This is a genomic window from Snodgrassella sp. W8135 (genome assembly GCF_016101225.1).
Classification (GTDB): Bacteria; Pseudomonadota; Gammaproteobacteria; order Burkholderiales; family Neisseriaceae; genus Snodgrassella; species Snodgrassella alvi.
The window spans coordinates 1,340,254-1,359,437 of sequence record NZ_JACFQX010000001.1 but is presented as its reverse complement, the minus strand read 5'-3'; the positions used below and the strand labels follow the sequence as shown (position 1 = coordinate 1,359,437).

16 protein-coding genes are annotated in these 19,184 nt (G+C 43.0%); 9 read left to right on the top strand and 7 right to left on the bottom strand.

The window, feature by feature from the left end; translation table 11 throughout:
* Nucleotides 1–20 precede the first annotated feature (20 nt).
* Nucleotides 21–1,493, bottom strand: coding sequence for an MFS transporter (locus H3T75_RS06055; RefSeq protein ID WP_198211248.1), 1,473 nt, complete (start codon nucleotides 1,491–1,493; stop codon nucleotides 21–23).
* Between the two features lie 467 nt (nucleotides 1,494–1,960).
* Here H3T75_RS06055 and aroE point away from each other — a divergent pair, with 467 nt between their 5' ends.
* Together aroE and mtgA are read left to right on the top strand one after the other, a co-directional pair.
* Nucleotides 1,961–2,770, top strand: coding sequence for a shikimate dehydrogenase (aroE, locus tag H3T75_RS06050; RefSeq protein WP_084585084.1), 810 nt, complete (start codon nucleotides 1,961–1,963; stop codon nucleotides 2,768–2,770).
* Nucleotides 2,767–3,462 carry a monofunctional biosynthetic peptidoglycan transglycosylase gene (gene mtgA, locus H3T75_RS06045; protein WP_084547417.1) on the top strand — a complete coding sequence of 232 codons (696 nt, stop codon included), beginning with the start codon at nucleotides 2,767–2,769 and terminating at the stop codon, nucleotides 3,460–3,462. Before aroE ends, mtgA begins: the two co-directional genes overlap by 4 nt.
* A gap of 34 nt (nucleotides 3,463–3,496) precedes the next feature.
* Here mtgA and H3T75_RS06040 read toward each other — a convergent pair whose 3' ends face one another.
* Both H3T75_RS06040 and H3T75_RS06035 read right to left on the bottom strand, forming a co-directional pair.
* Nucleotides 3,497–3,763: a chaperone modulator CbpM gene (locus H3T75_RS06040; RefSeq protein WP_078475325.1), complete on the bottom strand. Its 267-nt coding sequence runs from the start codon at nucleotides 3,761–3,763 to the stop codon at nucleotides 3,497–3,499.
* Nucleotides 3,764–3,778: 15 nt separating this feature from the next.
* Nucleotides 3,779–4,747 (bottom strand): DnaJ C-terminal domain-containing protein, encoded by a 969-nt coding sequence (locus H3T75_RS06035; protein ID WP_084549895.1) that lies wholly within the window; start codon nucleotides 4,745–4,747, stop codon nucleotides 3,779–3,781.
* Between the two features lie 952 nt (nucleotides 4,748–5,699).
* On the opposite strand from H3T75_RS06035, the gene aceE reads away from it, so the two are divergent.
* The 6 genes from aceE to H3T75_RS06005 all read left to right on the top strand — a co-directional run bounded on the left by aceE (nucleotide 5,700) and on the right by H3T75_RS06005 (nucleotide 14,800).
* On the top strand, nucleotides 5,700–8,408 hold the full coding sequence (gene aceE / locus H3T75_RS06030) for a pyruvate dehydrogenase (acetyl-transferring), homodimeric type (RefSeq protein ID WP_370570074.1): 2,709 nt from the start codon (nucleotides 5,700–5,702) through the stop codon (nucleotides 8,406–8,408).
* Between the two features lie 109 nt (nucleotides 8,409–8,517).
* Nucleotides 8,518–10,158: a dihydrolipoyllysine-residue acetyltransferase gene (aceF, locus tag H3T75_RS06025; protein ID WP_198211247.1), complete on the top strand. Its 1,641-nt coding sequence runs from the start codon at nucleotides 8,518–8,520 to the stop codon at nucleotides 10,156–10,158.
* A 112-nt stretch (nucleotides 10,159–10,270) separates the two neighbouring features.
* On the top strand, nucleotides 10,271–12,022 hold the full coding sequence (lpdA, locus tag H3T75_RS06020; protein ID WP_198211246.1) for a dihydrolipoyl dehydrogenase: 1,752 nt from the start codon (nucleotides 10,271–10,273) through the stop codon (nucleotides 12,020–12,022).
* A gap of 276 nt (nucleotides 12,023–12,298) precedes the next feature.
* Complete coding sequence (locus tag H3T75_RS06015; RefSeq protein WP_084562660.1) at nucleotides 12,299–13,426, top strand: AI-2E family transporter; 1,128 nt, start codon at nucleotides 12,299–12,301, stop codon at nucleotides 13,424–13,426.
* Between the two features lie 121 nt (nucleotides 13,427–13,547).
* The gene (gene rpsT / locus H3T75_RS06010; protein ID WP_025330392.1) at nucleotides 13,548–13,814 is read left to right on the top strand and encodes a 30S ribosomal protein S20; all 267 of its coding nucleotides are present in this window, start codon (nucleotides 13,548–13,550) and stop codon (nucleotides 13,812–13,814) included.
* Nucleotides 13,815–13,846: 32 nt separating this feature from the next.
* Complete coding sequence (locus H3T75_RS06005) at nucleotides 13,847–14,800, top strand: bile acid:sodium symporter family protein (protein ID WP_198209555.1); 954 nt, start codon at nucleotides 13,847–13,849, stop codon at nucleotides 14,798–14,800.
* Between the two features lie 152 nt (nucleotides 14,801–14,952).
* Here H3T75_RS06005 and recX read toward each other — a convergent pair whose 3' ends face one another.
* The 4 genes from recX to H3T75_RS05985 all read right to left on the bottom strand — a co-directional run bounded on the left by recX (nucleotide 14,953) and on the right by H3T75_RS05985 (nucleotide 18,656).
* Entirely contained in the window at nucleotides 14,953–15,423 is a 471-nt protein-coding gene (recX, locus tag H3T75_RS06000) for a recombination regulator RecX (RefSeq protein ID WP_037391581.1), read from the bottom strand.
* The gene (locus H3T75_RS05995; protein WP_084552856.1) at nucleotides 15,420–16,127 is read right to left on the bottom strand and encodes a phosphoglycolate phosphatase; all 708 of its coding nucleotides are present in this window, start codon (nucleotides 16,125–16,127) and stop codon (nucleotides 15,420–15,422) included. Before H3T75_RS05995 ends, recX begins: the two co-directional genes overlap by 4 nt.
* A 158-nt stretch (nucleotides 16,128–16,285) precedes the next feature.
* Nucleotides 16,286–17,356, bottom strand: coding sequence for an aldose epimerase family protein (locus H3T75_RS05990; RefSeq protein ID WP_198211245.1), 1,071 nt, complete (start codon nucleotides 17,354–17,356; stop codon nucleotides 16,286–16,288).
* On the bottom strand, nucleotides 17,343–18,656 hold the full coding sequence (locus tag H3T75_RS05985; protein ID WP_078475316.1) for a replication-associated recombination protein A: 1,314 nt from the start codon (nucleotides 18,654–18,656) through the stop codon (nucleotides 17,343–17,345). Before H3T75_RS05985 ends, H3T75_RS05990 begins: the two co-directional genes overlap by 14 nt.
* Before the next feature lie 168 nt (nucleotides 18,657–18,824).
* Here H3T75_RS05985 and H3T75_RS05980 point away from each other — a divergent pair, with 168 nt between their 5' ends.
* Entirely contained in the window at nucleotides 18,825–19,172 is a 348-nt protein-coding gene (locus tag H3T75_RS05980) for a hypothetical protein (protein ID WP_025330398.1), read from the top strand.
* Nucleotides 19,173–19,184 lie beyond the last annotated feature (12 nt).

The following is a 19,184-nucleotide window of genomic DNA, read 5'->3' as shown; positions in this document are numbered from 1 at the left end:
TATCAGCTTTTGCAGTATTTTTACAATAGTTGTTTGAAATTACTGGTGGTGTACGGCTGCTGCTCTTTTTTTGCTTTAAGAGCGGTAAGTAATGCCTGGTAACGACTGCGGGTCAATGGATAACCAATGGCACACAGTGCAGCAATAATGCCGGCTAATGCATGAATCCATGTGTTTAATTCCAGAATAGCCTGTTGTGCCAGTGGTGGCTGAATAATGGTTTCCTGACCTGTAGATGATATATATCCATGTTTCCCCAGATAAAAACCAATAAACCAAATGGCCAGTGCACTACCGAATTTTTGTAAGAATGACATCAGGGCTGTAATTGCTCCTTCTCTTCGTTTGTTGTTAATAAAATCATCCAGCTCACTAATGTCGTACATCATGGAATAATATATAGTCCAAAAATAACTATTGCCAAGTTGCAGCAGAATTAAAAAAATTATCAGCATAGTTCTGTTAGGAAATCCGCAAAAAAAGAATACGCCTGTGCCTATTGAGCTGATGAGCATAGACATATAATAGGCATTTCTTTTATCAAATTTCTGCGCGGTATAATTTACAGCGGGAAGCCAGGCAAGAGCCAGTAAGCTGTAAATCAAAAAACAGATCGCAGCATTTTTTTCGCTGTATGCCATGTTGTTTAAAAATAAATAATATAAGGCTCCGGTACTGAGCGCGTAAGCAGCCGACCAGAAAAAAACTGATGCGCCGAGAAATTTACTTGATGAAAGACGCCAGATTTCAATCATGTTACTGATAACTTCGCGAATAAAAGCCAGAAGCCGGTATCTGCTATGTATTCGGCTTGTTTTATGCCGGACAGGCAGTTCATAACCACGTGTCAGAAACCAGCAGGTGAGTCCGCTCAGTAAAGTCAGAACAGCAAATATCACACTCACTCCGTGCCAGCCGCTGCTGACACTGAATCCATAATCTACCATCCATTTAACAATCAGCGGCGGAGCGCAAGAAGATACAAGAACGGCTGCATTAAGTGCATAACCCGCCCATACCCGAAGCGAAGTACGTTCATCAAAGTTATTGGTCATTTCTGCACCTAAAGTGTAGAAAGGTATGACGTAGATTTTGTAAGCAGACCAGAAGAGAATGGCAATTATGGTGAAATAAACCGTTTTCTGATTGGTGCTAAGAGATGAAATATCAGTATAGAGCAGTAACAATAGCAGGGTATATGGCAGAATAGCTGCCAGCATTAATGGTCTGCGCCTCCCCCAGTGTGAACAGATATTATCTGAAAACTGACCTACCAGCGGATCAGCCACAGCATCCCAGATAACAGCAATCAGAACAATGGTACCTGCCTGAGTAGCAGGAATGCTGGCAACGTTTGTCAGAAAAAAAAGATAAAAAACATAAAAAAGATTATAGGCGAGTGAATCAGCCATTTGTCCGATGGCATATCCCAGTTTAACGTGTAAGGGTAATTTATTGAATGTGTGAGGAATGACAGGCCGGCGAGTATGCATGATTCATCCTGATAAAAACTATATCAATTGGCATTGCAATATGCATTGCATAAAAATTAAAAATTTTTGCTTCAGATGCTGGCCTGATATCAGATTATTTTTTGAACGTGCTGATTGATTGAATGCCAGCTGATTGATAAGTAGTTTTGTGTTTACCTGGATGTAATCAGGTTTTATTACGGTTAATCGATAATCCGAAAATTAAAGAGTAAGCGCGAGTAAATCATACGGTAAATTGAAGTTAAATAAAAATAATTTTTACAATTGTTGCTAATTGGTCTGGTTTTCAGGCTAAAAAACTAATTTTATTCAGTCAGAAATTTATTTAGCGACCAGATATGCATGCGTATGAAAACCAGCGTCTGCTTATCATGAAAGAAAAATTAATGGTTTTATGATAGGGTTTTGCCTTTAACCGGTGTAGTCTGGATAATGGCAACAGTTATTTACATAGCAGAGGGGAGTCAATGAGTATATTTGCAGTATTGGGTAATCCTGTAGCGCATAGTCGTTCTCCGCAAATTCATCAGGCTTTTGCTGCTCAGCACGGTCAAAAGTTAATTTATGAGCGGCGTCTGATTGCTGTTGATGATTTTGCTGCACAAGCCAGAGAATTTTTTAAAGCTGGCGGAACTGGGGCCAATGTTACTGTGCCTTTTAAGCATGAGGCTTATATTCTGGCTAATGTGCTGACTGAACGGGCTAAAGCAGCAAAAGCTGTTAATACTTTATTCTGGCGCAACGGGCAGTTGCTGGGGGACAATACTGACGGTATCGGTCTGGTGCGGGCAATTGAAGAATTATTGTCTTTTTCTCTGAGTAATAAACATATATTACTGCTGGGAGCGGGTGGTGCAGCGTGTGGTGTCATTCAGCCACTTTTACAGCAACTGCCGGCTTCGCTGACTATTGCTAACCGTTCAGTTGAAAAAGCGCACCTGCTTGCTCAGGAGCATAATGTAAGCTGGTGTGCGGTAACGCAGATAAAACCGGAATATGATGTCATTATCAATGCTACCTCAGGTAGTTTACACGGGCAGAAATTACCTGTATCTGCGCCAGCACTGGCCAGAGCGCAACTGGTTTACGATATGATGTATTCGGCAAAGTTAACCCCTTTTTTGCTTCAGGCTCATGAAGCAGGGTGCCGGAATCTGGCTGATGGTCTTGGTATGCTGGTAGCGCAGGCAGCAGCCTCATATGCACTGTGGCATGGTTTTAATCCTGATATCCGGCCGGTAACCGAGCAGATACGTAAAGAAATGGAACAGTCATGAAAATCGTGCGTAATTTGTTAATTGTGCTCGTTACGCTGTTTTTGCTGTTTAATGTTTATATTTATGGCAGTCTGTTAATCTATCGGACAGTGGCGCCGCACCGTACCATGTTTATGTTGTTACGTATGCATGAGCTGGCTGAAACCCGTCCGGATACGCAGTTGAATTATCAGTGGGTAGCTTACAACCGTATTTCGCCAAATCTGAAAAAAGCGCTGATTGCCTCAGAAGATGCGCGTTTTGCCGAACATGATGGTTTTGACTGGAATGGTATCCGTACGGCAATTAAAAAAAATGAACGTCAGGGTAATATTAAGGCTGGCGGGTCAACCATCAGCCAGCAGCTGGCTAAAAATCTGTTTTTATCTGAAAGTCGCAGTTACTGGCGTAAAGCAGAAGAAGCAGTGATTACTTCGCTGCTTGAAGCTACAACCAATAAAGACCGGATTTTTGCTCTATATCTGAATGTTATTGAGTGGGGATATGGGGTATACGGTGCCGAAGCGGCCAGTGAAACGATTTATGGACGAACCGCCATGCAGTTGTCTCCGCAACAGGCAGCCAAACTCGCTGCGCGTGTACCCAGACCACTTTATTACATTGATCATCCGCGAGATAAAGAAATTCGCCGTAAAGCCAATGTAATTTTACGGCGAATGGGTTCTGCACAATTGCCGGATAATGACCAGTAACTGCAAAGAGTATTGGTTAATTACTCACTCCGGATTAACCGCGTCGGCGTAAATCTTCTACTTCATCCAGTAATTGCAGAATCAGTGCAGTGGCACTCGCACTGGCATCAAAATCACGATGAATACGCCATGCGCGGCGGGCAATAGCCATATGGTAGCCACTATAGCGCGCCAATTGCGGTTCTTGTTCAACAGGAATAACGCTTTCAGCAATCAGGCTTAATATCCAGTTACTCTGATTGTCACAGGCACGAACCAGATCATCAAAGCTTAATTCAATATCTTGTTGATTTTTATTCATTCTTCGCTCCTGTTATCAAACATGATTCTGTGGTTTAAAACCGGCGTAATGCGTGGCAAGTGCCTGCCATGCGGCACGGTCTGCTTCGTTACTGGCTTGTGGCAGCACAATATTTATCAGCAGATACAAATCACCGGCTGCTTTTGCCGGTATACCTTTACCTTTCAGGCGCATTTTCTGCCCGTTGTAGCTGTTGGCAGGAATATTGACACTCAGTTTGCCGGCTGGAGTAGTAATATCTGTTTTACCGCCCAATGCAGCAGTCCAGGGAGCAACGTTGATACGCTGGTAAACATCTTTACGGTTCTGGACATATAAATTATCCTGATTACGGAAACTGATTTTTAAATATAAATCTCCGGATGAACCACCGTTAAAACCAGGTAATCCCTGACCGCTAAGCCGGATTTGCTGACCTTCAGTAATCCCTGCCGGAATTTTTACATTGAGTGTTTTACGCTCATAAGCCATTTGCCCCTGAGCATTCAGTGTAGGCATATCCAGGGATAAATTACGCTGTGCTCCCTGATAGGCTGCGGCAATATCAATAACCAGCTCAGCATGCTGGTCTTCTCCGCCTACCGGACCGCTTCGGCGTTGTTGAAAGCCTTGTCTTGCACTGCTGCCGAAAGCAGAGAATAAGTCGTCAAAACGAAAATCGCCATTGCCAAAGGCTCCGTTCTGACCAAAGTGACTTGGGTCAAAATCATACTGCTGATAACTGTAATCACCCTGGCTACCTCCAGCCTGCCGGCTGCTATGCCGGAACGGATTGTCCAGCATTTCATCATATTCAGCCCGTTTTTCCTTATCATGTAAGGTTTCATAAGCAATATTGATTTCACTAGTTTTGGCTACGGCATCAGGATCTTTACTCACGTCAGGGTGATATTTGCGAACTAGTTTACGATAGGCTTTTTTGATATCGTCTTCGCTGGCCTTTCGATCAACACCGAGAATTTCATAATAATTGCGTTCAGCCATATTTTATCCTTTGCTGAAATTTCTATTCGTTTTCAAAATACTATTTAAATCAAAATAAGGTCAAATGATTAAGATTTAAAGTGCTTATTTTAGGTAGTAAAAACAATTAATAAAATGTATATTTGTGTTTTAATTATAGATAAATAAAAATGAAATGATTAATTTTTGAAGTCTGAAAGAAATTAAAACTTGATTTGATAATGCGGTAAAGAAAAATTGTAATAATCCAGCTAATATAATATTGATTAGATTAAATAAATTATAAATTGAGATTGAAAATAACAGAATGTGAAATAATTTTATGGGATCAATTTATGATAATTATTTAACATTAAACTATAAATAAAATTCTAAAGAATTAAAACTAAGATAAAAAATAAAGAAAATTTCATTTGTCTGAGTAAAACTGATACTGATAACTTGATTTAGGTTTGGTTGTTTAAAGCAGCGAATAAACAAATTGATTACTCAGTAATAGCGTTTGTATAAAATAAAATTTATTAGTTAATAAATGTCAATTAATGTGCGGAAGTTCAAAAATAATTTCAATTCTGAATTTATTAATAAAAAATAGTTTTTGTTAATGATAATTACGTATTTGGTATTAATATAACTTATTATATTTACTTTTGTTTTATATAATTACCTGTTTTTGGCATAGTAAAAATCATTTACCACATTCTGATAAACTTTCTGTGATGATTTGTTTATTTGTTTTAAATCAGAAAATTGGTGTAAAAATACATTGCTGTTTAGGTATTACGCTGGTACGATTTAAACGAAAATACAGTATGTTGCATCACAATAATATATGCTTTTATTCAACTAAGATTATGCAGATTTATTGTAAGTTATTTGAATTTATTTGTATTTCTTTTAATTAATTTGGTAAAGCATCTGGTTAATAAAGAAAATGATAAATGAAATAGCAACAACATAAAGTGTTTTGTTCATGACTCAATCCCAAATGAAAGAGGATATTGCTATGTCTGCTGACTTCCATGATCAAGATATCGATCCGATTGAAACCCAGGAATGGCTGGATTCACTCAGCTCGGTGCTGAAAGAAGAGGGACCTGAACGTGCGCATTATTTAATGGAAAGCCTGGTGCGCTATATCCGCCGCCGAGGCATTTATATGCCGTTCAGTGCCACAACAGCCTATCTGAATACTATTCCTGTTGGTAAAGAAAAAAAATCACCGGGTAATCATGAATTAGAGCACCGAATCCGATCACTGGTGCGCTGGAATGCAGCAGCATTGGTATTAAATGCCAGCAAAAAGAATCTTGAGCTGGGCGGGCATATTGCCAGCTTCCAGTCTTGTGCTACTTTATATGATGTTGGTTTCAATCACTTCTGGCATGGTAAAACAGATAATCAGGAAGGCGATCTGGTATTTTTCCAGGGTCATAGTGCACCTGGTTTCTATGCACGTGCATTTGTTGAAGGCCGCTTAACTGAAGAACAAATGAGTAATTTCCGTCAGGAAGTACATGGTAATGGTCTGTCTTCTTATCCGCATCCATGGCTGATGCCTGACTTCTGGCAGTTCCCGACAGTATCTATGGGTCTGGGACCAATCCAGGGTATTTATCAGGCTCGTTTGCTGAAATATCTGGAATCCCGTGGTCTGGCGAAAAATCAGGGCCGTAAAGTATGGGTATTCTGTGGTGACGGCGAAATGGATGAGCCGGAAAGTCAGGGCGCAATTGCACTGGCTGCCCGTGATGGATTAGATAACCTGATTTTTGTTGTTAACTGTAACTTGCAGCGTCTGGACGGACCGGTACGCGGTAACGGTAAAATTATTCAGGAACTGGAAGGCAACTTCCGCGGTGCCGGCTGGAATGTACTGAAAGTAATCTGGGGCAGTAAGTGGGATGCACTGCTGGCTCAGGATAAAGATAATCTGCTGAAAAAACGCATGGAAGAATGTGTTGACGGTGATTATCAGATGTATAAATCACAGAATGGCGCATATGTGCGCGAACACTTCTTCAATACGCCTGAACTGAAAGCCATGGTGGCTAATATGTCAGACGATGAAATCTGGTCACTGAACCGTGGTGGTCACGATCCGCATAAGGTGTATGCCGCTTACTATGAAGCAGTTAATAATCCGGATGGACGTCCGACTGTAATTCTGGCTAAAACCATTAAAGGTTATGGTATGGGTGCTTCTGGTGAGGCACAGAATACTGCTCACCAGGCTAAGAAAATGGATATGAAATCTTTGAAACAATTCCGTGATCGTTTCCAGATTCCGGTAACTGATGAAGAGATGGAGCATACTCTGCCATTCTTCCGACTGCCTGAAGACAGCGAAGAAATGAAATACATGAAAGAGCGCCGTGCTCAGCTGGGTGGCTTCCTGCCTTACCGTCATCCTGATTCTGAGCAGTTACCAATTCCGCCATTAAGTGAATTTGAAGCTCAGTTGCAGGATAGCGGTGACCGTGAGTTCTCTACAACAATGGCCTTTGTACGTATTCTGAGTACACTGCTTAAAGATAAAAATATCGGCAAGCGGATTGTGCCGATTGTGCCGGATGAAAGCCGTACATTCGGTATGGAAGGTCTGTTCCGTCAGTATGCTATCTGGAATCCAAAAGGTCAGATTTACACCCCGCAGGATCACGACCAGCTGATGTTCTATAAAGAATCTAAAAATGGTCAGATTTTCCAGGAAGGTATTAATGAGCCGGGTGCAATGAGCTCATGGATTGCTGCTGCAACAAGCTATTCCAATAATGATTGCCCGCTAATCCCATTCTATATTTATTATTCAATGTTTGGTTTCCAGCGTATCGGCGATCTGGCCTGGGCTGCCGGTGATCAGCGTGCCCGTGGCTTTATGCTGGGCGGTACTTCCGGCCGTACAACTCTGAACGGTGAAGGCTTGCAGCATCAGGATGGTCATAGCCATATTCAGGCTGAGCTGATTCCGAACTGCATTTCCTATGATCCATCCTTCTCTTATGAAGTTGCTGTCATTATTCAGCATGGTATGCAGCGCATGTATGTAGACCGTGAAGATGTGTTCTATTACATCACTTTGATGAACCAGAACTATAAACATCCGGCTATGCCGCAGCGTGAAGGAATCGAACAGCAGATTCTGAAAGGTATGTATCTGTTGCAGGAAGGTGGCAGCGGTAAACTGAAAGTGCAGTTAATGGGTTCCGGTGTTATTTTGCAGGAAGTGATTGCTGCAGCAGAACTGCTGAAACAGGATTTCGATGTTGATGCCAATATCTGGAGTGTGACTTCATTTAATGAACTGTACCGTGATGGTATTGATATCGAACGCTACAATCGTCTGCATCCGACCGATACCCAGAAAGTACCTTATGTGACTCAATTACTGTCTGGTCATGAAGGTCCGATTGTGGCTTCAACCGATTATGTACGTCACTTTGCTGACCGTATTCGTGCTTATGTACCACAGGATGTGTTCACAGTTCTGGGTACAGATGGCTTTGGTCGCAGTGATTCCCGTGACAATTTACGTGAGTTCTTTGAAATCAACCGTTACCACGTGGCTGTAGCTGCTCTGAATGGTCTGGCTGATGAAGGCAAGATCAGTAAACAGGTGGTACAGGATGCCATCAATAAATATGGTATCAAGGCTGATGTAGAACCGAGCTGGGCACGTTAATAAACCCAATGCCTGAAGTTCATTCGGATTTCAGGCAGGTTTTGCTGGCTGTGCAAGCTAATGATTGTCGGACGCAGGCTTAAGCCTGCTGTCATCAAAGGACATAATGATGAGTCAGATTGTAGAAATAAAAGTGCCTGATATCGGTAATTATACCGGTGTCGATGTTATTGACGTGGCGGTCAAAGTTGGCGATAGCATTGCGGTAGACGATACCCTGATTACGCTTGAAACAGATAAAGCCACTATGGACGTTCCTGCTGATAAGGCTGGTGTGGTGAAAGAAGTCCTGGTTAAAGTAGGTGATAAAGTATCTGAAGGTAATGTGATTGTGAAAGTAGAAACTTCTGCTGCCGCAAGTGCATCTTCATCTGCCGGTACCACTACTGAAGCTCCGGTTAAGGCAACAACTACCGAAGCAGCCGGTACAGCTGCTCAGTCTGTTGCTGTGAAAGTACCGGACATCGGTAATTTCTCGAATGTTGATGTAATTGAAGTAGATATTAAGGTTGGTGATGATGTGGCTGTTGATCAGACACTGGTTACCCTGGAAACTGATAAAGCGACGATGGATGTACCGTCTACTGTTGCCGGTAAAGTAACGGCTGTACATGTAAAAGTTGGCGATAAAGTATCAGAAGGAAGTGCTCTGATTGAAGTGGCTGTTGCTCCGGCAAGTGCTGCTGCCGCACCGTTAACGCCGGAACAAAAAGAAGCTTCTGAAATCAAAAAACAGGTTGCTGCCACACCATCTGCCGAAAATAATGAATTACGTGCCGAAATCAAAAGCCATGTGCCTCAGGCTTTTGGCAGCTCTGATATTGATGAGAAAGGTTTTGAAAAAGCCCATGCCAGCCCATCTGTACGCAAACTGGCTCGTGAACTTGGCGTAAATTTAGGACGTGTAAGTGGTAGTGGACGTAAAGGGCGCATTACCCCTGTTGATCTGCGTGAATTTGTTAAATCGGTTATGCAGAAGGTTGATCGGGGTGGTAGCGGTGCTTCTCTCGGAGGCGGGCTGGATTTATTACCATGGCCTAAAGTAGATTTCAGCAAATTTGGTGAAATTGAAGTTAAAGAACTGTCACGAATCAAGAAAATCTCCGGTCAGAATCTGGCTCGTAACTGGGTAATGATTCCTCATGTTACTTTGCATGAAGATGCAGACATGACAGATCTGGAAGCTTTCCGTAAACAGCTGAATAAAGAATGGGAGCGTGCAGGTATTAAAGTATCTCCGCTGGCTTTCATTATTCTGGCCTGCGTGAAAGCATTACAGGAATTCCCTGAATTTAATTCTTCGCTTGATGGTGATAACCTGATTCTGAAGAAATACATTCATATCGGCTTTGCCGCTGATACGCCGAATGGTCTGGTTGTGCCGGTTATTAAAAACGCTGACCAGAAAGGTCTGAAAGAAATCACGCAGGAACTGGCTGATATGAGTAAGCGTGCCCGTGAAGGCAAGCTGAAACCTCAGGAAATGCAAGGCGCTTCTTTCACCATTTCTTCTTTAGGCGGTATTGGCGGTACAGGCTTTACGCCTATTGTTAATGCACCGGAAGTGGCTATTCTGGGCGTTTGTAAATCACAGATCAAACCGACCTGGACTGGTAAGGAATTTGAGCCGCGCTTACAATGCCCGCTGTCTCTGTCTTTTGACCACCGTGTGATTGATGGTGCGGCCGGTATGCGTTTTCTGGTATTTATCAGCCAGCTGCTGGCTGATTTCCGCCGCGTATCTCTGTAAGTTTTTAAATAACAGGCTGCCTGAAAACAGATTGGTTTCTGGCAGCCTGTATACATGAAATACAGGCAATTACTGTTGTATCTGATGCAACAGTCAGGCAAAAGGTAAGACCATGAGCTTAATTGAATTGAAAGTACCGGATATCGGCAATTATAAAGATGTCGATATTATTGCGGTAGAAATCAAACCGGGCGATACCGTTGCGGTAGATGATACACTGATTACGCTGGAAACAGATAAGGCCACGATGGATGTACCGGCAGAAACAGCCGGTGTGGTGAAAGAGGTTAAAGTTAAAGTTGGTGATAAAATTTCTGAAGGCGGTGTGATTGCAGTAGTAGAAGCTGTTGCTAAACCGGCAGTAAGTGCTCCTGCGGCTGAAAGTGCACCGGTAGCCGCACCTCAGGCAGCCAGTTACTCCGGCAGCAGTGATGCTGAGTACGATGTTGTTGTACTTGGCGGTGGTCCGGGCGGATATTCTGCGGCTTTTGCTGCAGCTGATGAAGGCCTGAAAGTTGCCATCGTGGAACGTTATGCAACTTTGGGCGGTGTTTGTCTGAATGTCGGTTGCATTCCATCCAAAGCTTTACTGCATAATGCAGCTGTAATCGATGAAGTTAAAGAACTGAAAGCCAATGGCATTGAGTATCCGGCACCAAAAATTGATATCGACCAGTTGCGCAGCTACAAGGAAAAAGTAGTAGCAAGAATGACCGGCGGTCTGGCCGGCATGGCTAAAACCCGTAAAGTTGATATTATTCGCGGTAATGGTCGCTATATCGATCCGCATCATATTGAAGTCAGACTGACTTCAGGGGAAGGACGTGTTGAAACCGGTGAAACCAGAACACTGGCTTTTAAAAATACCATTATTGCTGCCGGTAGCCGCGTAGTTAATTTACCGTTTATTCCTGAAGATCCGCGCATTGTTGATTCAACAGGCGCTCTGGCACTGAAATTTGTGCCGGAAAAAATGCTGATAATCGGCGGCGGTATTATTGGTCTGGAAATGGGTACAGTGTACAGCACACTGGGCGCACGTCTGGATGTAGTAGAAATGATGGATGGTCTGATGCAGGGTGCTGACCGCGATATGGTCAGAATCTGGCAGAAGAAAAACGAACATCGTTTTGATAATATCATGCTGAATACCAAAACCACAGCTGTTGAAGCTAAAGAAGATGGTATTTACGTGACATTTGAAGGCGCTAAAGCTCCGACACAGCCGCAACGCTATGATTTGGTTCTGGTTGCAGCCGGTCGTGCACCTAATGGCAAGCTGATAGGCGCAGAAAACGCCGGAGTGGCCGTTACAGATCGCGGGTTTATTAATGTTGATAAGCAGATGCGTACTAATGTACCGCATATTTTTGCCATAGGTGATATTGTGGGTCAGCCGATGCTGGCGCATAAAGCTGTACATGAAGCCCATGTGGCTGCTGAAAATTGTGCCGGTCATCAGGCGTATTTTGATGCACGTGTTATCCCCGGAGTGGCTTATACCAATCCGGAAGTTGCATGGGTAGGTATGACAGAAGATCAGGCAAAAAAAGACGGGGTAAAAATCACTAAATCTGTATTCCCTTGGGCTGCTTCCGGCCGTGCTGTAGCCAATGGTTGCAGTGAGGGGGCTACTAAGCTGATTTTTGACGCTGACAGTGGACTGATAATCGGCGGTGCAATTGTTGGTCCGAGTGCCGGCGATATGATTGGTGAAATCTGTCTGGCTATTGAAATGGGTTGTGATGCAGATGATATCGGTCGCACCATCCATCCTCATCCGACGCTGGGTGAATCAATAGGTATGGCAGCTGAAGTCGCTATGGGTACGTGTACTGACCTGCCACCACAGCGTAAAAAGTAAGAACTAAAATTCTTATGTCACAAGCTGTCCGGTTTTTCCGGACAGCTTTTTTATTGGACAAAAAAGGGTAAATTCGGAAATAATTGATTAAATCAGCTGGTTAAATTGAATAATATTTGCAAAAAAATATCAGTATCTGATACGTAAGTTACATTTAGACATTCCAGTACTGCGCTTATTCAGCTATTATCAAAATAAATATGCTGATAAATCACTATCCGTGTATTGCTGTGAGCTTATATTTTTATTAATCAGTATGAGTGTAATTGAATGAATATGAACAGCAAAACCTCTTCTGGTATTGCCCCCTGGATTATAGGAGGGTTGGTACTGCTGGCAACCATCAGTCTGTTTATAGGGCTAAAACCGATTCTAATGCCTTTTGCCGCAGCCGGAGTACTGGCTTACATTTTAAATCCATTGGTAGTAAAACTTCACAGTCTAAAACTTTCCCGCTCACTGGCAGCAATGCTGGTGATGTTTCTGGGACTGAGTGTTATTGTGATTTTGCTGCTGATTGTGATACCGATGCTGATTAATTTGCTGGACAGTATTTATGAGAAACTGCCCGCATTTCTTGACTGGGTGCATCACCGGCTTGTTCCATGGCTTAATCAGACATTTCATATCCGTATCCGCTGGGATGCGGATTATATGTCCAAGTATGTAGCACAATGGATTCAAACTCATAATGCCAGTATTAAAGATGCCGCTTCAAAAGTTTTACCTGTAGTATGGCAGCATAGCAGTGGTATGGTAGAGTGGGTGACCAATCTGCTGTTACTGCCTTTTCTTTTATATTATTTTCTGCTGGACTGGAATCGCTGGACCTCTGGTATCCGTCATCTGATTCCGCGCCGTGCCTTACCTACTTATAATCGTATCGCTACCAACATGGATACGGTACTGGGCGAATTCCTTCGCGGCGAACTGCTAGTAATGGTAATTATGGGCATGGTTTATGGTCTGGGGCTGGCATTGGTAGGGCTGGAATCCGGATTTGCTATAGGTATGGTTGCCGGTTTGCTGGTGTTTGTCCCTTATCTGGGTGCTTTTACCGGTCTGCTGCTGGCCACGCTGGCAGCATTATTGCAGTTTGATGGCTGGACAGGACTATTACTTGTCTGGGGTGTATTTGCCATTGGTCAGTTTCTGGAAAGCTTCTTTGTCACTCCGAAAATTGTGGGCGACAGAATTGGTCTGTCTCCGTTCTGGGTTATTTTCTCATTGATGGCATTCGGGCAGTTACTTGGTTTTGTCGGTATGCTGCTGGCCTTACCATTGGCTGCAATATGTCTGGTATTGATTCGGGAAGGAACTCAGGCGTACTGGAGAAGTGATTATTTCCGCAAATTGCCGGAAAATAGCATAATCAAGGATGAAAAAACACAGCAGGACAGGTAATCCTGGCTTCTTATTTTTATATGTTGCCTGCTGAAAAAACAACACCGGTACTTGCATTTATGCTGTGAAGTCATTAAAATTCTGCGTTTCATGATTTGTATATGTATGTTAGGAGATATTGATGGCCAATAGTGCACAATCTCGTAAGCGCGCCCGTCAGGCACTGAAACAACGTGCCCATAACGCTAGCTTGCGTACCGCTTTTCGCACTGCGGTTAAAAAAGTATTGAAAGCCGTTGAAGCTGGTGACAAAGCAGCTGCTCAGGTTACCTACAGCGAGAGCGTTAAAGTGATTGATCGCATTGCTGATAAAGGTGTTTTCCATAAAAATAAAGCTGCACGTCATAAAAGCCGTCTGGCTGCCAAAATCAAGGCTATGGCTGCTTAAGCTGATTTTTGTCATTGCATGAGACGATTCTCATGATTGCTATTATCACGAGGCTGTTCCCATTGTGGGCAGCCTTATGTTCTATCTTTGCCTATTATAATCCTGCCGTTTTTATTCCTCTGAAATCTTATATTTCTGAAATGTTGATGCTGGTGATGCTATCCATGGGCATGACGCTGAGAATTGAGGATTTTACCCGGGTATTGAAGCGGCCGGCGCCTATTGCGGCAGGTATTGGTCTGCATTATCTGATTATGCCACTGGCCGCATGGCTGATTGCCAGATTGCTGAACATGTCGCCAGAATTGCAGGCAGGAATGGTGCTGGTAGGGTGTGTGGCCAGTGGTACTGCTTCGAATGTGATGGTGTTTTTATCCAAAGGTGATGTTGCACTGTCTGTCACAATCAGTGCCTTGTCTACTGTAGTGGGCATTTTTGCTACACCACTATTGGCAAAACTTTATATAGCAGCATCAATTGAAGTACCTGTCGTAAATATGCTCAGGGAAATTTTGCTGATTGTTGCCTTACCTATTGCTATAGGGGTAAGCATTAATTATTTTGCGCCGAAACTGGTAAAAAAAATTATACCTTCACTGCCACTGATAACGATGTGTATGATTATTATTGTGCTATCAACTGTGGTGTCATTAAGCAGCGATAAAATCGGAATAAAAACGGTAATTGTTGTTATTGGTGTGATTTTGCATAATGCTTTAGGGCTGATTGGCGGTTACTGGGGTGGACGGTTGTTTGGTTTTGATAAATCCATCTGTCGCACACTGGCTCTGGAAGTAGGGATGCAGAATTCTGGTCTGGCAGCAGTATTGGGATCTAACTTTTTTGGTTCGATGGCTGCTTTACCGGGCGCAATATTTTCATTATGGCATAATATTTCCGGTTCGTTTCTCGCCAGCTACTGGTCGGGAAAGCCTACAGGTACAAGTAACGACCATGTGAAACGTGAAGATGTCAGTTTACATTAATTAATTTGACATACCAAAAAAGCCCGGTTATGAGTCCGGGCTTTTTTTATTGAATAATGCTTTGCTGAATTAAATGTACAGGTATTGATTTTGTATGTATATAGACGAAATTTTGTATTTTTAGGATGTGCAGTCAGTACCTGGCATTATAATCAGTATTCATCTTCGTCAGGCAGCGAAGTATCAGCCCACGCCTGGCGGATAGCTGAGTGAATAATATCCATACTAAAACCGCGGTAAGCAAGAAAATGCATACATTTATGTTTTTCTTTTAAGTCAGCGGGAGGCTGACGATATTTTTTTTGCAAAACAGCTATAGCATTATTTGTCTGTTGTTCTCTGTCCGGTAAATAATCTGCAATCAGAGCTGCATCAACACCTTTTTGCTTCAGGCTTTGCTCTAAACGCAGATTGCCATGCAGCCGGCTTTTACTATTGATATAAGTTTCCGTATATCGCTCATCTGATTGCCAGTGCTTTTGTGCCAGTTCATCCAGTAATGCTTCAAGATTGTCGTTTTCATCTGCATAAGGATGCAGTTTACGTGCCAGCTCAGCTCTGCTGATTTCCCGCCGTGCCAGTAGGGCAATGGCACGGGCACGTAAACTGATTTTTTGCTTCATGCGCGGATTTCGCTGTTAGCATGATGACGTATGCCATCATCAATCTGAGGCAGATGATCAACAATAATGTCCGGTTTAGTCTGGGTGTTTTTTGCCAGCTGTGCCATATCTGCATAACCCCATGTGACGCCACAGCTTAAAGCTCCGGCTGCTTTAGCTGCCAGAATATCATTAGCAGAGTCACCAACCATCAGTAAATTGCCGACGGGTACGCCTAATACTTCTGCTGTGTGCAATAAAGGCATAGGAGAGGGTTTTTTTTCAGCCAGTGTATCACCACCCACAACCAAACTGAATGAATCAGCCAATCCAAGCTCACATAATAATTCCACTGCCAGAATTTCATTTTTATTTGTGATTACTGCTAAAGGCAAACCACGGGCACGGAATAATGCCAGTGCGGTTTCTACTTCAGGATAGGGGCGGGTGTGAACACTCAAATGAGTACGGTAATAGGAAATAAAAGCAGTAAATCCCTGTGTCCAGATTGTTTCATCCACCAGACCGTCCCGATTACCACTGAGAGCCCGGTGTACAAGGCTGGATAAACCGTCACCTACATAGGTAGTCAGTTCAGATTCTGGCAATGATGACAGTCCTAGTTCCGCGCGCATATGATTGGCAGCAGCACATAAATCGGCGATTGAATCGACCAGGGTACCATCCAGATCGAATGCTATGGCATGAATATCATTCCATTTCATGATTGGCTTATTGATTGGGTAAAAGACATGCTTATTTTATCATGTTCAAATAACCAGTAAGGCTGCCGGTAGCAGTATATTTACTCTGTTTAGCAATCCGGTATTATTTAGGTTCAGACATAGCCGGATAAAACTACAGGCAATTAATCCAATTGCAGTTAGTTTATAACTGGCTGAATGGGATCACGGCTGAATATATAAGCTATATGCTGTTTAAACTTTGTACCGGCATGCAGAATATTATTCGGAAATGCATGGTGATTCGGAGCATCTGTATAGCCTTGCGGCTCAAAACAGATTGCTGCAAATGGCAGAAGTGATTTACGTGCCGGTATCTGCTGCTCAGACAGATTTTGGGCATTATAGACCACCATTACAGGTGCATCTGTTTTTACTGCCATGGACAAACCGGTATCCGGAGCACTTAAGCGCGCAACAATGTTGTTTGCTGAATTTGGTGGTAATACATAGGCCGTATCAATAATACTGCTGCCTATGGGACGTGCTGAATGAAAATCAAGCGTTGCCGGTGCTTTATGAATATCACCAGTTGGTATCATATCTTTATCAGTCACGATGACTTCTTGCGGTAACAACCATAACTGATGTTCGCTAATCGTGCTTTCTCTCAGAGCCAGATTAAAATAACTATGCTGAGTCAGATTAATTAAAGTATCACGATCTGATTCAGCGCTGAAATCAATATTCAGCTCGTTATTTACTGTCAGGGTATAGCATACCTGTACATTCAGGTTACCCGGATAGCCTTCCTCACCATCGGCACTAAAAAGCTGCATGGTAACCGAAGCGCAATGTTCATCATTGTGGGTAGCACATACTTTCCACCATTTCTGATCAAAACCAGTATACCCGCCATGCATATGATGTTCTCCCTGATTAGCAGTCAGGTGGAGCAGTTCATGGTTGAGCGGTGCATGGGCAAAGCTGATGCGTCCGGCATGCCGTCCGATTACAGCGCCCAGATGAGGATTGCTGGTACGATAACTGGTGCTGGCATAATCCTCAGCATTATTGAAACCCAGAACACATTGCACAGGATTACAATCTCTGTCAGGCATGATGATCGAGGTAACTATGGCACCGAAATCCATAACAGATACCTGCATCCCCTGACTGTTTGTCAGTGTCCACAATGTGGTACTTTCACCGTCTACCAAACCGAATGGCTGAGTACTAATCGTACATAATGAATGTTCATTTGATTTCATTCTGTCCGGCCTCTTCATCAAGATTATGTAAGAACGCCAGTTTTTCGGCGATTTTAATTTCCAGCCCACGAGCTACCGGCTGATAGAATGCCGGTTCATCCATCCCTTCAGGCATATAGGTTTCTCCGGCTGCATAGGCATTAGGTTCATCATGGGCATAGCGGTATTCACGCCCGTAGCCCAGCTCTTTCATTAACTTAGTCGGTGCATTGCGTAAATGAACCGGTACTTCATTAGACGGGTGTTTTTTGACAAAAGCACAGGCTTCGTTATAAGCAAGATAACCGGCATTGCTTTTTGCTGCACACGCCAGATACAGTACTGCCTGCGCCAGAGCCAGTTCCCCTTCAGGGCTGCCAAGTCGTTCAAAAGTCTGCGCTGCATCATTGGCTATTTGCATCGCTCTCGGATCAGCCAGACCAATATCTTCCCATGCCATACGGATTATACGTCTTGCCAGATAGCGGGGATCAGCACCACCATCCAGCATCCGGGTAAACCAGTATAGAGCGGCATTCGGATGAGATCCGCGTACTGATTTATGCAGTGCAGAAATCTGTTCGTAGAAGCTGTCGCCGCCTTTATCAAAACGGCGTAATTGCGTGCCAAGACTGCCGGCAGTTAACTCTGCGCTGATTTCAGTTTGCTGCTGTGCTTGTGCGGTATGAATCAGTTGTTCGAGTAAATTCAGAAAACGCCGGCCATCACCATCAGCGCTGTTAAGGATTAATGTCTGTGCATCCGAACTGATACTGAATGATTGAAACTCAGGCAGGCTGAAAACTTTATTTTGTAATTGTTTCAGTTCTTCAATGCTGAGTGAGTGCAGGGTATACACCTGTGATCGGCTTAGCAGTGCCGGATTAACCTCAAAAGAAGGATTTTCTGTTGTAGCGCCTATAAAAGTAAATAAGCCGTTTTCGACATAAGGTAAAAATGCATCCTGCTGTGATTTATTAAAGCGATGTACTTCATCGACAAAAAGTATGGTGCGTTGTCCTTGTTGTAAAGCCAGCTGAGCTTTTTCAACCGCAGTACGGATTTCTTTTACTCCGGAAAAAACCGCTGATAAAGGAATAAACAGAGCATTAAAGCTTTGTGCCAGAATCCGTGCCAGAGTGGTTTTACCCACGCCGGGAGGACCCCATAACAGCATGGAATGCAGGTGTCCGGTTTCTACGGCAACACGCAGAGGTTTACCTGCACCAATCAGGTGTTGCTGCCCGATTACGTCGTCCAGATTTTTCGGGCGTAACTGTTCTGCCAGTGGCGGTAAAGGTTTCTGATTAAATAAATCCATAACGTGTCATTCAGTACACGATAATTCGTGTAATATATTGTACCTGATTATGTAAACTTTGCAGGGCTGGTAACCATTGGATTATAGGTATAATCAGTATGGTTATATATTGTATAAATAAGAAAAGTTGTATTCTAGACTTAAATTTAATCCAACTGAAGAAATTGTATGAGTAAAATATTGTTTTTTCTGGTTTTTGTAGTTGTAGTGATAGGGGCTTATATAAATTATGACAGAAAATCAGAATACGGGCTGATATCTGGTATTGGCAGATATATGATCGATCAGGAATGTCAGCGTCAGTTTGGTCAATCGGTAAATAAACAGTTGACAGAATTATTTATCATCAAAAGAATCAGTCAAAAGGATTGTAACTGTATTGCAGTACATGCAAGTCGAAAACTCAGTATTAAAGAAATTGCAAAAATGGTCGATCCGCAGGTTCGTCAGCAAAGAGTGCGTGAATTTACTGTATCTCAGGCCAGAGTATGCAGGATAAGATTCCAGCGTTATTAACTATAGCTCAAA

Excerpts from the sequence above, each read along its gene's own strand:
- H3T75_RS05990 (WP_198211245.1), bottom strand. The coding sequence starts at position 17,356 with ATGAAATCAAATGAACATTCATTATGTACGATTAGTACTCAGCCATTC.
- H3T75_RS05985 (WP_078475316.1), bottom strand. The coding sequence starts at position 18,656 with ATGGATTTATTTAATCAGAAACCTTTACCGCCACTGGCAGAACAGTTA.
- H3T75_RS06005 (WP_198209555.1), top strand. The coding sequence starts at position 13,847 with ATGATTGCTATTATCACGAGGCTGTTCCCATTGTGGGCAGCCTTATGT.
- lpdA (WP_198211246.1), top strand. The coding sequence starts at position 10,271 with ATGAGCTTAATTGAATTGAAAGTACCGGATATCGGCAATTATAAAGAT.
- recX (WP_037391581.1), bottom strand. The coding sequence starts at position 15,423 with ATGAAGCAAAAAATCAGTTTACGTGCCCGTGCCATTGCCCTACTGGCA.
- aceE (WP_370570074.1), top strand. The coding sequence starts at position 5,700 with ATGACTCAATCCCAAATGAAAGAGGATATTGCTATGTCTGCTGACTTC.
- H3T75_RS05995 (WP_084552856.1), bottom strand. The coding sequence starts at position 16,127 with ATGAAATGGAATGATATTCATGCCATAGCATTCGATCTGGATGGTACC.
- H3T75_RS06035 (WP_084549895.1), bottom strand. The coding sequence starts at position 4,747 with ATGGCTGAACGCAATTATTATGAAATTCTCGGTGTTGATCGAAAGGCC.
- H3T75_RS05980 (WP_025330398.1), top strand. The coding sequence starts at position 18,825 with ATGAGTAAAATATTGTTTTTTCTGGTTTTTGTAGTTGTAGTGATAGGG.
- H3T75_RS06015 (WP_084562660.1), top strand. The coding sequence starts at position 12,299 with ATGAACAGCAAAACCTCTTCTGGTATTGCCCCCTGGATTATAGGAGGG.
- aroE (WP_084585084.1), top strand. The coding sequence starts at position 1,961 with ATGAGTATATTTGCAGTATTGGGTAATCCTGTAGCGCATAGTCGTTCT.
- H3T75_RS06055 (WP_198211248.1), bottom strand. The coding sequence starts at position 1,493 with ATGCATACTCGCCGGCCTGTCATTCCTCACACATTCAATAAATTACCC.
- rpsT (WP_025330392.1), top strand. The coding sequence starts at position 13,548 with ATGGCCAATAGTGCACAATCTCGTAAGCGCGCCCGTCAGGCACTGAAA.
- mtgA (WP_084547417.1), top strand. The coding sequence starts at position 2,767 with ATGAAAATCGTGCGTAATTTGTTAATTGTGCTCGTTACGCTGTTTTTG.
- H3T75_RS06040 (WP_078475325.1), bottom strand. The coding sequence starts at position 3,763 with ATGAATAAAAATCAACAAGATATTGAATTAAGCTTTGATGATCTGGTT.
- aceF (WP_198211247.1), top strand. The coding sequence starts at position 8,518 with ATGAGTCAGATTGTAGAAATAAAAGTGCCTGATATCGGTAATTATACC.